Annotated in this window: 11 protein-coding genes; 4 read left to right on the top strand and 7 right to left on the bottom strand. The window is 37.1% G+C overall.

Annotation, left to right across the window (positions count from 1 at the left end; all coding sequences use genetic code 11):
* Positions 1 to 166 precede the first annotated feature (166 nt).
* Positions 167 to 1,276 carry a HAMP domain-containing sensor histidine kinase gene (locus Q0947_RS09390; protein WP_299396291.1) on the top strand — a complete coding sequence of 370 codons (1,110 nt, stop codon included), beginning with the start codon at positions 167 to 169 and terminating at the stop codon, positions 1,274 to 1,276.
* 88 nt (positions 1,277 to 1,364) lie between these two features.
* On the opposite strand, the gene accD is transcribed toward Q0947_RS09390, so the two are convergent.
* The 3 genes from accD to Q0947_RS09375 form a co-directional block, all read right to left on the bottom strand.
* Positions 1,365 to 2,222: an acetyl-CoA carboxylase, carboxyltransferase subunit beta gene (gene accD / locus Q0947_RS09385; protein ID WP_299396286.1), complete on the bottom strand. Its 858-nt coding sequence runs from the start codon at positions 2,220 to 2,222 to the stop codon at positions 1,365 to 1,367.
* A 115-nt stretch (positions 2,223 to 2,337) separates the two neighbouring features.
* Positions 2,338 to 3,405, bottom strand: a complete 1,068-nt coding sequence (fbaA, locus tag Q0947_RS09380) for a class II fructose-bisphosphate aldolase (RefSeq protein ID WP_299396283.1) — start codon at positions 3,403 to 3,405, stop codon at positions 2,338 to 2,340.
* Positions 3,406 to 3,662: 257 nt separating this feature from the next.
* A complete protein-coding gene (locus Q0947_RS09375; RefSeq protein ID WP_299396278.1) occupies positions 3,663 to 6,095 on the bottom strand; it encodes a BamA/TamA family outer membrane protein in 2,433 nt (810 codons plus the stop codon).
* 219 nt (positions 6,096 to 6,314) lie between these two features.
* Here Q0947_RS09375 and Q0947_RS09370 point away from each other — a divergent pair, with 219 nt between their 5' ends.
* Positions 6,315 to 7,040, top strand: coding sequence for an RNA methyltransferase (locus Q0947_RS09370; RefSeq protein WP_299396274.1), 726 nt, complete (start codon positions 6,315 to 6,317; stop codon positions 7,038 to 7,040).
* A 36-nt stretch (positions 7,041 to 7,076) separates the two neighbouring features.
* Here Q0947_RS09370 and Q0947_RS09365 read toward each other — a convergent pair whose 3' ends face one another.
* Both Q0947_RS09365 and ubiE read right to left on the bottom strand, forming a co-directional pair.
* Complete coding sequence (locus Q0947_RS09365; RefSeq protein WP_299396269.1) at positions 7,077 to 7,799, bottom strand: porin family protein; 723 nt, start codon at positions 7,797 to 7,799, stop codon at positions 7,077 to 7,079.
* 28 nt (positions 7,800 to 7,827) lie between these two features.
* The gene (gene ubiE, locus Q0947_RS09360) at positions 7,828 to 8,559 is read right to left on the bottom strand and encodes a bifunctional demethylmenaquinone methyltransferase/2-methoxy-6-polyprenyl-1,4-benzoquinol methylase UbiE (RefSeq protein ID WP_299396265.1); all 732 of its coding nucleotides are present in this window, start codon (positions 8,557 to 8,559) and stop codon (positions 7,828 to 7,830) included.
* A 207-nt stretch (positions 8,560 to 8,766) separates the two neighbouring features.
* Here ubiE and trkA point away from each other — a divergent pair, with 207 nt between their 5' ends.
* Together trkA and Q0947_RS09350 are read left to right on the top strand one after the other, a co-directional pair.
* Positions 8,767 to 10,116: a Trk system potassium transporter TrkA gene (gene trkA / locus Q0947_RS09355; RefSeq protein WP_299396262.1), complete on the top strand. Its 1,350-nt coding sequence runs from the start codon at positions 8,767 to 8,769 to the stop codon at positions 10,114 to 10,116.
* Between the two features lie 81 nt (positions 10,117 to 10,197).
* Complete coding sequence (locus tag Q0947_RS09350; RefSeq protein ID WP_299396259.1) at positions 10,198 to 11,691, top strand: potassium transporter TrkG; 1,494 nt, start codon at positions 10,198 to 10,200, stop codon at positions 11,689 to 11,691.
* A 366-nt stretch (positions 11,692 to 12,057) separates the two neighbouring features.
* Here Q0947_RS09350 and Q0947_RS09345 read toward each other — a convergent pair whose 3' ends face one another.
* Entirely contained in the window at positions 12,058 to 13,614 is a 1,557-nt protein-coding gene (locus Q0947_RS09345) for a RagB/SusD family nutrient uptake outer membrane protein (RefSeq protein WP_299396254.1), read from the bottom strand.
* 10 nt (positions 13,615 to 13,624) lie between these two features.
* Positions 13,625 to 16,426 (bottom strand): SusC/RagA family TonB-linked outer membrane protein, encoded by a 2,802-nt coding sequence (locus tag Q0947_RS09340; protein ID WP_299396251.1) that lies wholly within the window; start codon positions 16,424 to 16,426, stop codon positions 13,625 to 13,627.
* Between the last annotated feature and the right edge of the window lie 2 nt (positions 16,427 to 16,428).

Here is a 16,428-nt window from a genome sequence, read left to right as displayed (position 1 = left end):
CGGTTTTCGAATCAAGCTGCAAATATAGTGATTATTATAATATGAATAATGCTTGTGCAGATAATTTAATCGATTTCTGAGCAAGGTAATGCCGATACAATTATTTGGAATTGGGTTAAAAGTGTTAGTCGTAGTTGTTTAATTTTAAGCGATATACCCTAATATTATGCCGTCACATCTCGTTAACATTAAGGATAAGCTGTTCGAAAATATATTTGACCATGCTCCCAATGGAATTGCTATTGTTGGATTGGATTTTAGGTGGGTTAAGGTGAATCAGAGTCTAATGAATCTATTAGGCTATTCCGAAGATGAATTTTATACGATGACATTTCCTGATATTACCCATAAGGAAGATGTAGATGTAGATATGGAACAGTTAGGACAATTGTTGAAGGGCGACATCGATCAATATCAAATTGAAAAACGCTATTTCCATAAGACAGGTCGGTTGATTTGGGGACTTTCATCGGTCTCGTTAGAATATGGAGAAACTACTGAAGCTGGAGAAAGTCCGCTTTATTTTATATTTCAGATGGTTGACATTACAAAACAGAAGGAAATGTTGGGGCAGATGAATGCCATCACCAATATTGCTAACATCCAAAATGAAAGGCTTAAGGATTTTGCACACATCGCTACCCACGACATAAGAACTCACCTCGGAAATTTAAGCGTTATTTCAGGTTTCATGGAGGAAGAACTTGAAGATATTAAGCATGATAACAATTTTATAATGCTTAAAGAAGCACTGTGTCAACTTGAAAATACCATCTCAAATCTCAATGAAGTTAGGCAGGCAGACTTTTCAGCAAAAGGAAAATTAACACCTTTAAATTTAAAACAGTTTGTAGAAAGTGCTATTTATAACATAAATGCCATTGCCCGTCATGAAGGCTGTGAGATTATCAATACTATTAAAGACCCCATACATGTTTTGGCTATCCCGGTGTATCTGGACAGTGTAATTCTCAATCTCTTGTCCAACGCCATAAAATACAGTTCGAAGGAACGGCAGTCTTATGTGAAGTTAGGGATAAAGGAAACGGCAGACATTGTTGTGTTGGAGGTTGAAGATAATGGTTTGGGAATTAATTTGGATGCCCATCAGTATGAACTCTTTCAATTTAAGAAAACCTTCCATAAGCGAGAGGATGCTAGAGGAATTGGATTGTTTATTACCAAAAATCATGTAGACAGTATGGGTGGTAAAATTACAGTTGAAAGTCAAGTAGGTGTGGGTTCAACCTTTAAAGTCGCCCTTATGAAAGCTTGAATTAAGCAAAGTGACCTCATAAAAAATGCCACACTAACTAGAAAAAATCTTCTTGTAAGTGTGGCACATTTATTTTAAAACGCTTCGTTTATGCTCGTAACGGTTGATTGGTGATCAAATCAATGTATTGGTTGATTTTGTTCTTCAAATCTTTACGTTCCGTGATAAAATCTAAAAAGCCGTGTTCCAATAAAAACTCAGCAGTTTGGAAATCTTCTGGTAATTCCTGACCTGTTGTGTCTCTTACAACACGAGGTCCTGCAAAACCAATTAGAGCACCAGGTTCACTGATATTGATGTCTCCCAACATTGCAAAAGAAGCGGTTGTTCCTCCTGTTGTTGGGTCTGTACATAACGAAATGTAAGGAATTCCTGCATCAGCCAATTGCGCCAATTTAGCCGATGTTTTGGCCAATTGCATTAAGGATAATGCTGCTTCTTGCATACGTGCACCACCAGATTTTGAAATAATCACAAAAGGCAGTTTTTTCTTCAACGCATATTCGCCAGCGCGAGCAATCTTTTCACCAACAACGCTTCCCATAGAACCACCAATAAAGGCGAAATCCATACAGGCTACAACAATATTCTTTCCTTTAGACTTCCCAACAGCGCAACGTACGGCATCTTTAAGGTTGGTCTTAGCTTGTGCAGCTTTTAAACGGTCCGGATATTTTTTGGTATCCTCAAATTTTAAAGGATCTCTAGATGATAAATTAGGATCTAGTTCCTTGAATTCATTGTCGTCAAACAGAATTTGAAAATACTCCTTGCTTCCAATTCTAACATGATAGCCGTCTTCAGGACTCACAAAGAAATTTTTCTCTAGCTCTTCAGTATCTATAATTTTACCCGTTGGAGATTTGTACCACAAGCCTTTTGGTGTGTCTTTCTTCTCCTCGGTAGTAGTGGTAATTCCTTTAGTTTTTCTTTTAAACCAAGACATATTGATGTATGATTTTATAGTTTCGCAACAGCAAAACTCTTATGATTATAACTTTAATTACTTTAAATTCTTTAACGTTTCAGACTTAAAAATCGTCTAAAACATCGGTGCAAAGTTATAAAGTATTTACGTTATTTAAATCTTCAAATGCCTTTTTTAATCTCTCAACAAATGTTTCTTCGCCTTTTCTTAGCCAAACTCTTGGGTCATAATACTTTTTGTTTGGAGAATCTTCGCCGTCAGGACTTCCAATTTGAGATTTAAGGTAAGCTTCTTTGTCTGAGAAGTAATCACGAACACCAGTCATAAATGCATATTGCATATCGGTATCAATATTCATTTTGATGACGCCGTAACCGATAGCTTCTCTAATTTCTTCAACACTAGATCCTGATCCACCATGGAATACAAAATCGATGTGGTTATGAGGCACACCGTGCTTATTAGATAAAAATTCTTGAGAATTTTTAAGGATTTTCGGAGTCAGTTTTACGTTTCCTGGTTTGTAAACACCATGCACGTTTCCGAAAGCTGCAGCAATGGTGAATTGGTCACTTACTTTACTTAATTCTTCATAAGCGTAAGCAACTTCTTCTGGTTGCGTATATAATTTTGAATCATCAACATCAGTGTTGTCTACACCATCTTCTTCACCACCAGTAATACCTAACTCTATCTCTAAAGTCATTCCCATTTTGCTCATGCGCTTTAGGTATTGTTTACAGATTTCGATGTTTTCTTCAATTGGCTCTTCGGAAAGATCAATCATATGTGAGCTGTATAACGGCTTTCCAGTTTCTTCAAAATGCTTTTCGCTGGCATCTAAAAGGCCGTCAATCCAAGGCAATAATTTTTTTGCACAATGGTCCGTATGTAAAATTACAGGAACACCATAAGCTTCTGCCATTAAGTGAACGTGCTTTGCACCGGCAACAGCACCTGCGATGGCTGCTTTTTGTCCGTCGTTGCTCAAGCCTTTACCTGCGTTAAAAATAGCGCCTCCATTTGAAAATTGAATGATTACTGGAGCGTTTAATGCTGCTGCAGTTTCTAATACACCATTGATACTGTTGGATCCGATAACGTTAACTGCTGGTAAAGCAAAGTTTTTTTCTTTTGCAAGTTTAAAAATGGCTTGTACCTCTTTGCCTGTTGCAACTCCTGGTTTTATGTTGTGACTCATAATGTTTAGTTGTTTAATTAATTTCAAAAATAATGAAATTAAAGCTAAATTAAGAGTTTGTGGCTGCTGTTTTTTATAAACGCATTACAATTGAATTGGCGAAAACCTTATAGTATCAGGCATTTGTTTTGTTGTGAAAATCTATTCTGAGTTATCACTGAATTTTAAGCGATGGATGGGAGCGAAAATGAATCCATGTAGATTTAATCACGATGAAGTGATGGGTTATTATAGAAGATTCGCAGTTAATGCTTCGCTTAGAAAGGATAGTTGATACCGATATTAAATACGGCATTACTAAAGTTGTAATCCTTAAACCAACGGTCTCCTAAATTGTAGGATGGGTCATAGGTTTTAAAGCCAATATCACCTCTCAGCACGAAAAAGCTAAAATCATAGCGCAAACCAAACCCTGAACCGACGGCAATGTCTTTTAAGGAGCTAAAGCCATCGAAGGTTTGAGCATCATCAGTGACGTTATCAAATACGTTCCAGATATTCCCTGCATCAACAAAGAAAGCGCCAAATAATGAGCCGAAAAGGTTGAAACGCTGTTCTGCACTGAAATGTAATTTAAAGTTGGCCTCATTAAATTCGTTGGTCGATTTTAAACTTCCCGGACCTAAATTATAAGCGGTCCACGCACGGTTGTCATTTGGTCCGCCGGCAAAGAAACTTTTTGAGAAAGGAATGTTTTCAGAATTGCCATAAGGCACGGCAATTCCAAAATAACTACGGACGGCAAGCACATTCTTTTTTCCTAAATCCCAGTACTTCACATAATCTAATTCGGTTTTGGTGTATTGCGAAAAGGCAACTCCAAAAATATCATAACGATCATTTGCATTTTTAGTGGCTCCTGCAATATTGGCGAGGCTAGATAAGATGTTTCCAGCAAACTCTACTCGAAATCTGACTATAGAAAAATCATTGTCAAAAATATTTTCTCTTCTGTTTTTGACGTAATTAAAACTCGAGGAAATAATAAGGTTGTTTTCCGTCAATCTTGTTTTCCTTTGATCAATATTACTAATGGTCGAGTAATTTTCGTCATTTGGAGAGAGTGATGTCTCATTATTAAGAACGTCAGCAATAAATTGATTGGCCCCAGTAGGAATGCTCAAATTCTCACTTTTATCAATATAGTTGATGTTTTTAGCAATACTATTCAGACTGTTGAACGAGTTTTGATACACGCCAAAATAGTTGTCCACGTTTAAGTTTTTTACGAACTGAACATTAAAAAGATCTAAAGTATTGGTCACTTTTTGATTAGGATACCAATTATAACTTAACACGCCAGATAGGGTTTGCTTATCCAACCCGATGTTACGCTGACTTGTTGCGGCAGCACTAATTCTGGTGCTTGGCGACATGAATTTCGGAATGACCTTCTCCGTATTTAAAGGAAAAAACAATCGCGGAATGGTGAGTTTTACTGTCGCTCCAACTTCCGTTATATCAAAAAAGGCGTCATTATTATTTTTAGCATCTTTTGAAGCACCAATCGAACCTAATCCAGAAACTTCTAGTGTTTCTGCACCTCTAAACACATTACGTATTAAAAGTCCGCCGCTAAAAGCAAAACCAACCGTTTGGATATTACTTTGAGATACTTCGGCGTTAAAATTCAACCCGAATTTTTTCTTCGGAATTAAATAGATATTAGCCGTTAAAGTTGTGTCTATTTCGTTTTCTACATATTCAATATTAGGATATTTGAAGGTGCGTAATTCACTTAAATGACGATAAGTTCTGGTTCTGTTCAGGTCTTTAAAAAGCGCACCTTTTGTAATAAAAACAGCGTCTGTCAGCGCTTTTGCACGGTATTTCGATCGGCCGTAACTGTAAATGTTAAACCCTTTGTAGTTTATGGTATCTGTAGGTTTAAGACCCTTATTTTGATAGGCATCATCCGTAAAAATATTCACATCCTTAATCTTGTAAACCTTAAATGGTTTTACTTCAATGGAATCGTCATATCTGATGATCCTGTTTTGTACAATGATATCCGTGTTGACCTTTTTGTTGGTGCCAATAGTATCGAGTTCAAAGGTGATGTAATCTTGGGCAAAATGATAGAGGCCAGAATTACGTAATTCGGTTGTCATTCGGTCCCGCTCATTGGTGTAATTGATTTCTTTAAACTGATCACCTTTTACAAGAAGGGAATTCTTTTTAATGGTTTTGTAAAGCGTATCAATAACTGGCGAATATATTTTAGTTCGGATAGAATCTAAATAATAGGGATCACCAGTTTTTACATGAAAATTTAATTCACCTTTTTTAGTGTCTACAGTATCTATCTTGTAGGAAGCATCGGCATTGAACCACCCATTTTTATAATAATAGGTTTTTAGATTTGCGGTCGATTTATCAGCTTTTGCAGTGTTGATAATTACAGGAGGCTCTCCTGTAGTTTTCAGCCAACTATTAAATTTGCTTTTAGAATTGACTAAAGCTTCGTATTGTTTTAAGGATAGGAAATTTTTGAGACCTGTTTTAGGGTCTTCAGGATTTCTGTATTTGGCGTCTAAAATTGAATCAATGTTTGGTCTTGCAAGATTGTAAATATGAAGTCTTATAGGAATGCCGAAAAGCGGGAATTTCCCATTAGGTTTCTGGTATAACAAACTATTGAGTGCGTCCGTATTGTTTTTCTTACCATTGACATGCACGTTGTTATTCATTAACAAATATTCATCACTGCTAAGGCGTTTTACGGCATTGCAGGAAGACAACATTATGAATAGTGTCGTAATAAATGATATTTTTGCTACCTTAAGTTTCAAAGAGAAATTGACATAAGTGTTGATGAGCTCAAATTTACTGTTTTTATAGGTGGTAAAACAAACATTAAATAAATCCTTAATTGGAATAAATAACGTAACAAAAGTAAATAGATTTTGATGTTAACAAAGAATCAAATAAAATTAATTACGAGCCTTGTACAAAAAAAGCAACGCTCAAAACATCAGTTATTTACTGTTGAAGGAAAAAAGGCGGTGGATGAGTTTTTGAGATCTTCTTTTAAGTTGCATCATTTGTATGCTGTGAATGATAATTTTGATGTGGATGCAGAACATTTTAGTCTGATAAGTACCGCAGAACTTAAAAAAATAAGTGCGTTGACCACGCCTCAGGAAGTGTTGGCTGTTTTTGAAATTCCACCTGCGAAGGCGGTTTCTACAGATAAATTAATTGTCGCGTTAGACGATGTGCGTGACCCGGGCAATTTAGGAACGATTATAAGGCTGTGCGATTGGTTTGGAATAGAGCATTTGGTGTGCAGTGAAACTACGGTAGATTGTTACAATCCGAAAGTGGTGCAGGCAACTATGGGGTCGTTAACACGCGTGCATTTGAGTTATTTGAATTTAGAAGAATTCCTAAAGGAATCTAAAGTTCAAAAGTTTGGTACATTTATGGACGGTGCAAATGTTTATGAAACGACATTGCCAGAACAAGGCATTTTAATAATGGGTAATGAAGGAAGTGGAATTTCTGCTGACGTTGAAAAACTGATTGAAGACCGACTTAGCATCCCAAGTTTCAGCGCGCACCAATCTACTGAAAGTTTGAATGTCGCCACAGCAACGGCTGTTTTGTTAAGTGAATTTAAACGACGGACTTAAATTAATCGGATTACTTTGTTCTGAAATTCTGCGAAGTTATTGAAATGTGAAATTCACGAATATTCCACGTGTTTGCATTTTGTCAATATTGCTTGTCCATGGACTATTAGGATCGTTATCTCTCACCAATTCGTCGTTAATAGCAAAGATGCCTCTGATGGATGGCGTAAACTTAAACCACTCCAAATAAAAGTCGATACCAAAACCTAACTCATAAAAAAGCATATTTTTTTTGGTTCTAAATTCGCCTGCATCATTATCATCAGGATTCTCTTCGTTGCTTGATAGGTTTAAAGCAGTGGAAAATCCGCCAACCACAAATGGTTTAAAGTTGTTGATACGTTTGGTAGAAGCCTTTAGAAGTAAAGGGAAGTGGATGTAAGTGGATTTTACTTCACGGACTAAGTCAAATTGGTTAAACTCCTGTCCTGCAAAATAACTTTCATCATATTGTAGGTTTCTCGTGGTGATGTATAGACCCGGCTCAAAACGTAAATTTAAATACTCATTGATACGCATATCTCCAACAAGACCTACGTTAAAACCTAAGGTGGTTTCTACAAGGATGTCTGGATTTTTTGCTTGATCAGCAGTATATTGAAACTTAAAATCATAACTATTGAATCCCAAAAAATAACCCCAAGTCAAAAAATCCTTATCAAAATTTTCTTGATTTACAATTTTTTCTTTGGAGAATAACTGTGCGGATGCTGACGTATACATTAATAAAAGCACTATAATTAGGACGGTTCTTTTCATTGTTTTGAGGTTCTGGTTCAATTCAGGTTTATGATTTGGTAGCCGTGTAAATAGTTGCGACACCCATCGTTTGAGGTAAATCCTCAACATTACTAAACCCAATTTGTCTTAAAATATTGTTTAAGGCTTCACCATAAGGAAAAACGGATGCCGATTCGCTAAGATAGGAATACGCTGAACGGTCCTTAGAGAAGATTTTTCCAATGGTTGGCAAAATATATTTCGAATAAATCTTATACCCTTGTTTAAAAGGTGTTTTTGTTGGCACAGAAGTTTCTAAGATCACAAAAGTGCCTTGAGGTTTCAAGACGCGTAAAATTTCAGAAAGTCCTTTCTCTAAATGCTCAAAATTGCGCACTCCAAATGCTACTGTAATGGCATCAAAACTGTTGTCTTCAAATGGAAGGCTTTCAGAATCGCCGAGTGTCATTTTAATTTTATCGCTCAAATTCTTTTCCGCAATCTTTTTGCGGCCAACTTCAAGCATACCGTCACTGATGTCTAAACCAATAATTTCTTGAGCCTCTGTTTGTGCTAAATTTATTGCTAAATCGCCAGTTCCTGTAGCAATATCCAAGATGCGTTTAGGTTTCGATTTTGCAACAATGTCAACAACCTTTTTACGCCATTTGATGTCTATTCCAAAAGAGATCACACGGTTTAATCCATCGTATTCCTTAGAAATATTGTCAAACATTTGTGCAACTTGTTGCTTTTTGTTCAACTGACTGTCCTTATACGGCTTTACTTTTTCTGACATTCCAATATTTTTGGCAAAATTACATATTTTTTCATTGCTAAGGCGTCATCCGCTTATGAAAAGTGGCGCAGTATTCTTATTTGTAATCTGAGGATAACTGCTAAAGCATAAGTTGCGAATTGCCTGATATCTATTATATCAGATAGAAATTGGAAGGGTGACGTTTTAAAATATTATATTTGTACGTTTTTTTGAATACATCTACAAATGAAAATAATTATTGCAGGTGCTGGTGAAGTTGGATTTCATTTGGCAAAATTATTATCGTACGAATCGCAAGAAATTACCCTATTAGATACGAAAAAGGAAAGTTTGGTGTACGCTATTGATCATTTGGATATTAGGGTCATAAAGGGTGATGCCACTTCTATTGCGGTTTTAAAAGATGCCAGAATTGAAAGTTCAGACTTATTTATTGCGGTCACATCTTCAGAGACTACAAATATTACCGCCTGCGTTTTAGCGAAACAACTTGGCGCTAAAAGAACTATTGCAAGAATTTCCAATACAGAATTTATTGATCAGAAAGATGAGGTCGGATTTTCGAAATTCGGAATCGACGAGTTGATTTCACCCGAATCTTTAGCTGCTGGCGAAATTGAATTGCTTTTGAATCAATACGGGTTTAATGATAGCTATGAGTTTGAAGAAGGCGCATTGACCATGTTAAGTTTAAAACTTTCAAGAACGGCGACTTTTGTGGATAAAACAGTTCAGGAAGCCGCTGAGGTGTTTCCGGAACTCCATTTTGTACCGATTGCAATTCAACGTTTTGGAACACAATATACAATCATACCTCGTGGCGACACGCAATTTAAGGAAGGGGATAAGGTTGTTTTTATAACTTCGAAAGGTGGTGATGAAGAACTCTTTGAGCTTTCTGGAAAAGTAAGGTCTGACGTGAAAAACGTTATGATTCTTGGAGGTAGTAAAATTGGACATAAAACCGCAAAGGATTTATGTGCAAGTAAATTCAACGTAAAACTAGTTGAAAGTGATAAGGATATTGCTTTTGAATTAGCTGACGATTTACCAAATGCCTTAGTTATAAATGGAGATGGCCGTAACGTGGAATTGTTGGAAGAGGAAAATATCAGTAAAATGGATGCTTTCATTGCAGTTACTGGGAATTCTGAAACCAATATCATGTCGTGTTTGGTGGCTAAATCTAAAGGCGTTAAAAAAACCATTGCTTTGGTAGAAAACATGGATTACTACCAACTTTCGCAATCTATTGGTATCGACACCTTGATCAACAAAAAGCTTTTGGCGGCCAACAATATATTTAGATACATCCGTAAAGGAGAAGTTGTGGCTATGACCAAACTTAATAATATGAATGCCGAATTATTGGAATTTGTAGTTAAGAATCGGTCAAAAATCACAGATAAATTAATTAAAGATTTAGATTTTCCGCGCTCAGCCATTATTGGAGGCGTGATTCGTAACGGCACTGGAATTATTCCGTTGGGAGATTTTAAAGTGCGTGCAGGAGATAGAGTAGTGGTGTGCTGTTTACCGCGAGCAATTACTCAAGTGGAAAAATTCTTCTTTTAAGAACATTACCGTCAATTAAATTAATGAGATAGTCATTCGGTCCTAACAAATGAATTATCTCTTTAGTTTTGAAAGAACACTATGAAAATTAATTACAAAATCATTTTCCATTTTTTCGGACTGTTACTGCTTTTCAATGGAGGCTTCATGCTCTTGTCAACGCTCATCAGTCTAATTTATGACGATGGTGTTACTTTAAAACTTTTTCTCTCCGGTTTAGCGGTATTGTTGGTTGGTGTTTTTTTAATGCTACTGACCAAGAATCATCGTAAAGAAATGAACAAACGGGAGGGGTATATGGTGGTCACCTTTGGTTGGGTGGTCATGGCCATTTCCGGAGCCTTGCCTTATATGGTTACTGAGGTAATCCCAAGTTTTACAAGTGCTATTTTCGAAACAATGTCAGGCTATACCACTACGGGAGCTACAATACTCAACGATATTGAGGTGGTGCCAAAAGGAGTGCTGTTTTGGCGTAGTACCACACATTGGATTGGTGGGATGGGGATTATCGTGTTAGCGATTGCTATTTTGCCATTATTAGGTATTGGTGGAATGCAATTATTTGCAGCGGAGGCGCCAGGACCAAGTGCCGACAAGCTGCACCCGCGTATTACTGATACAGCAAAACGTTTATGGCTCATTTATTTTGGATATACCGCAGCTGAAACTGTGTTGTTGAATGTGGCTGGAATGTCCTTTTTTGATGCCGTAAATCATGCGATGAGTACTATATCTACAGGTGGATTTTCGACAAAAAACACGAGTATAGCGCATTGGAATGACAATCCGCTGATTCAATATATCATCATGATTTTTATGTTTTTGGCGGGAACCAATTTCGTGTTGAGTTATTATGCCTTTAAAGGAAAATTTCAAAAAGCGTTACATGATGAAGAATTAAAATGGTATTTTAAATTTATAGTATCATTTACAATTATTGCGGCGCTGACAATTTATTTTAGAGCAGATTTATCACTCTCTTCTATTGATCATCCTTTGGTTTTAGGAAGAGAAGAAGGCTCAATAAGGCACGCACTCTTCCAAGTGTTATCAGTGGTTACCACTACAGGTTTTATTACAGCAGATTATACCTTATGGACGCCATTGTTGACTGTATTTTTCTTCGGAATGATGTTTCTGGGAGGATCTGCAGGCAGTACATCAGGTGGCGTAAAGGTGGTCCGTCATTTAATTTTGATAAAAAACGGATTCCTAGAATTTAAGCGGGCTTTGCATCCAAATGCCGTTTTGCCCGTGCGTTATAATACGAAGGCTATTCCAGGGGTTGTGGTATATAATATTCTTGGGTTTTTCATTCTATACATGCTCTCGTTTATTGTCGGAGCGTTAGGGTTTTCTTTTTTTGATATTGACTTTGAATCTTCTATAGGTTTAGCTGCTTCTAGTTTGGGGAATATAGGTCCGGCACTTGGTGCATTTGGCCCCGTGAATAACTATGCCGCATTGCCGCCTTTAGCGCAATGGTGGGCTTCTTTCTTGATGCTGCTCGGGCGTTTGGAATTGTTTACAGTCCTGATCATAATGACACCTTTCTTCTGGAGAAATAGATAGGCTGTAGGCGATTGTAAGATCCTGCTCGATGTAATTATAAGTATGTATTCTAATGTGACTTAAAGGCGCTGGATCATACTTGCTCAATTCAATCTTCTAAGTGTTTAATATTCTGGATAGCATAGGAATTTGGATTCTTTTATGACGCTATTTTTGATTATGTAATTTAGTGTTGCATTATCTAATTTTAGAATTATGTTAATGAAGAAAGCAGTAGCAGTGTTAGATAAGTCATTAAAATCAAGTGAAAATCTGATATTATCATAACAAAAAAAAACCGTCTCGAAATTCGAAACGGTTTTCTTTTTATAGCAATCCATTGTTTTAGGAATGTCTGACTATTATTTATAGACTAACATAAATTAACTAGTTCCAACCTGGGTTTTGTTGTCCAGCTAATGTTGGGTTGGCATCAATTTCAACTTGTGGTATTGGCCACAAGAATCTTGGGTCAGAGCCAGGGATAGCGTCAACGCCATAAGGTCCTGTGTAAGGTGTCCCTAAAACATAGGCAGTCGCAGGAGGGTTTCCGTTACCTACTTTTGCAGGGATACCATCTATTGGATGAAGATCATCGCCTTGTAATCTGTGGATGTCTGACCAACGTCTTCCTTCCATCAAGAATTCAATTCTGCGTTCTTTAATAATAGCGGCAACCATCGCTGCAGGAGTCGTGAATGACGCTGCTGTATACGCTTGTGTTGCTGGAGAAGCTAATGCTCTATTTCTAACCTTGTTTAACAGCTCTAAAGAAGCAAGTAAGTCTGGTGTCGATTTTCTAGCGTGTGCTTCAGCCATATTTAGAAGAACTTCTGCGTATCTAATAACAGGTGCAGCATCAGTGTAATTCACGCGGTCTCTATATTTCGCAGTGTATTTTCTTCCGCCTACAGTAAACACCATTCCGTCTGGATCTTCTCCACTGTAAGTTTCAGAACGACGTTTGTCATCCACTAACCAGCTTGGATCTCTCCAAATAATAGGGCTGATAGCAACTAAACGTCTTCCGTTGTACTGAGAAGCTAATGCAGCATTTACACCTGGGTTGTTTGTAGCAGACTGTAACGTAGAAAAGATAGATTCAGTGTTGCCGTAGCTGTCATCAAAAACGCCATCAGGCTCAGCTGTTAAGGTGTAAGCACCTGTAAGTTTGTTGCCTTCTTCTATAACCTTGTTCCAGTTTCTCATGTGTAAGTACACGCGAGTTTTAAATGCTATAGCAGCATTTTTAGACGCTTTTGTAAGTTGCGTACTTGTGATTAAGTTTTCAGCATCATTTAAGTCAGCCAAAACTTTATCATATGTTTCAGCTACGGTATTTCTACCTTTTAGCATTTCAGAATCAATTTCACTTTGGGTGTCAATTCCAACTTCTCTGTAAGGCACACCTGGATGTGTTGCGCCTGGCGTAAAGTTATAAGGTCTTGCAAAAAAGTTTAACAATTCAAAATGAGTAATAGCTCTTAAAAATTTGGCTTGACCAATATAGTCATTACCTACTTCCGGAGTTAAAATTCCGTTTTCAATAGCTTTTGTAACCCCTTCTATAACAAGATTTGTTCTGTTGATCAGTCTGTAACCGTCAATCCAATAGTACACGTTGTTTGCAGTAGTACCATCATAGGTAGCGGTATAGGTCAATTGGTAAAAGGTAGCGGTATTAACTACATCTTCACCTCTGTTGTCTCCTTGTTGTACAAACGCTGCACCCCAAACATAACCTCGTCCTGTACCGTTATATTCTCCAATAGCTGCGGCGTTATACATACCGTTAAGCGAGCTTTGAATAAGCGAAGGAGAAGAGAAGGCATCATCAATAGAAATATTATTGATAGGGCTCAAGTCTAATATAGCTTCCTCTGAACATGAAACCATTCCGATTCCAATAACAGATACTGCTAAAAATTTGAATATATTTTTCATTTTATTAATATTATAAATTAACATTTAATCCGACAGATACGATTTTAGCTCTAGGAGTTCCGTTTAAATCAACCCCTCCAGTTTCCATCTCAGGGTTTAACCCTTTGTAGTCTGTAATAGTTAACAAGTTTTGTCCTTGAACAAACAATCTGATATTGTCTACCTTAATTCTTTCAGTTAACGACTTAGGCATTTGGTATCCTAAAGTTAGGTTGTCTAAACTGATAAAATCACCATCTTCCAAGAATCTTGTTGTTGCACTACCAGTTAAGTTAGTAAATGTGTTGCTACTTGCCCATAATCTTGGTGTTACACCATCTCCTGGGTTTTCTGGACTTTGCCATCTTCCTAAGATCTCGGTGCTGTTGTTGTTTAAGTTTTGAGTAACTAAATCTCTTCTCGTTGAGTTGAAAATCTTGTTACCACCACTAAAACGGAACATGAAGCTTAAATCAAAATCACCATACGTTAAGCGGTTGATAAGTGCCCCATAGTATTTAGGAAGTGTATTACCTAAAATTACACGGTCAGAACTTGCGCTTAATGAAGAAGCTTGCGAAACGTCAGCAGGGTTGCTAGGATCGTATACAGCATATCTTGCAGTGGCTAAGTTACCTTGTACTAAAGAACCATCCGCTTTGTAATAAACAGGGTTACCATTAGCTTTATTTACACCCCAATACTTAAATCCGTAGATAGAGTTGATTGGTTGCCCTTCTCTAATAATTAAGTTTTGAGCAATGTTGGCATCAGAGAATGTACCTCCCAAAATGTCTTGACCATTTGGAATGCTTAACACTTCATTTTTATCCATAGTTAAGTTTGCAGTGATGTTCCAGCTGAATTTTTCATTAGAAACAGCTCTGTAGTCTACTCCAAATTCGTAACCTTTGTTGCTCATAGCACCAATGTTCTTTTTAATTCTGCTACCAGGAACACCTAAAGATGCTGGAAGTGGAACGTCAAGAATTAAACCATCAATATCATTGTTGTAGTAATCAAAAGTCAATCTCAATTTGTTATTGAACATTGCTACATCCACACCAAAGTCAGTCTTTTTACTTGTTTCCCATAGCAATTGGTCGTTACCAAATTGGCTAAAAGTAATTCCGTTTAAAGTACCGTATTTTGACGCTGAGGTTAAGCCTAAGTAAGGGTAGCTACCAATTTCAGTATTTCCTACTTCAGAATAAGATCCTCTAATTTTGAATTCGTTAACTGTGTTTTTAAGATCGCCCCAGAAGCCTTCATTAGCGATATTCCAACCTGCAGAATATCCTGTAAAGTTATTCCAACGGTTTGCTGCACTTAACTTTGAAATACCATCACGTCTAATTGAACCTTGAAGGAAGTATTTTTGTTTGTAGTTGTAGCTTACACGGCCAACATAAGAAATAATACCATTTTCAGTAATTCCTCCTCCAGAAGTTTGTGTACCGTAAGCATTAGTTACTAAGTTTTGGTTGTAGAATTCATCCAATAAATCTGTACCTGTTCCAAAAAACGATTGGTTTTTTTCCTTTTGGTATTCAGACACCAAAGTCACACCTAAGTTATGCTCATTGTTAAACGATTTGTTGTAGCTTAAAATGTTTTGGATATTCCATCTTAGTAAATCGTTATTGTTGTTTTGAAGTCTACCGTTAGAACCTCTACCGTCACCGTGTACTGGATTCCAATATAAGAAACCAGAAGTTAGTGGGTTGTCAGCACTTGCTTGGAATCTGTAGTTTAAACCTTCAAATAAGTCCATAGAAGCAAACGTGTTTACGATAGTTCTATTAACTTTTGATTTATACTTGTTTTTTGCCAATACATAAGCAATGTTCGAAATGTTGTCACCTACAGGATCAGTATTGTCCCATTGGCCCACAAAGCTATTGTCAGGTGTTAAGTTGTAACCAGTTGGATGGTCAGCATTGAAGATTGGCGTGTTAGGCAATTGTCTTGTCGCATTAAAGATGTTTCCTGAAAGTGAATTCATCCCTGTGTTTAATCCTTCATATTCAGTTCTAGTTAACGCAATACTACCACCAATGGTAAGCCATTTGTTAAGGTTGTGCTCAAGGCTAGCTCTTAAGTTGTAACGCGCTAAGCTATTTGCTTTAGCAACACCTTCTTGGTTTGCGTAACCCATAGAGAAGAAATACTTTGTAGCTTCACTACCTCCATTAAAAGAAAGGTTGTGATCTGTTTGAAGAGCACCTGTTTTTAAAACCGCATCTTGCCAATTTGTGTTGTACTGATTGCCTACTGCCCAAGGAGCTTGTCCTCTGTTAGTACGCTTTTCATTAGAGATAACCAAGAAATCAGGTGTTTCTAATAAATCGAACGTTTTAATTGCAGAAGCAAAACCAGTTACAGTGCTATAGCCAACTTTCATTGTGCCTCTTTTACCTTTTTTAGTGGTAATTAAGATCACACCATTCGCAGCTCTTGAACCGTAAATTGCAGTAGCTGCACCATCTTTTAAAATCTCATAAGACTCAATGTCATTTGGATTAATGTCTCCCAAACCATTTGCAGAAGCATAACCCCCTACGTCTCCAGAGTAAATTGGCATCCCATCCACAACTACTAGTGGGGAAGTTCCTGATCCAATAGAAGCAATACCTCTAATTCTAATTCTTGGAGCCTCACCAATAATTCCATTGTTGGAAGTTACTTGTACTCCAGCTGCTCTACCAGCTAGTTGTGATTCAAAACTTGGGGTTACCAAACCTTGAATATCAGATCCAGAGATACTTGAGATAGCACCTGTGACCTCTGATTTTTTTTGTACACCGTAACCAACTACTACCACTTCATCCAATA

The organism is uncultured Gelidibacter sp. (assembly GCF_947500795.1).
In the GTDB taxonomy this organism is placed as follows: domain Bacteria; phylum Bacteroidota; class Bacteroidia; order Flavobacteriales; family Flavobacteriaceae; genus Gelidibacter.
The sequence above is the reverse complement of the archived record's forward strand: the minus strand, read 5'-3'. Positions and strand labels throughout refer to the sequence as shown.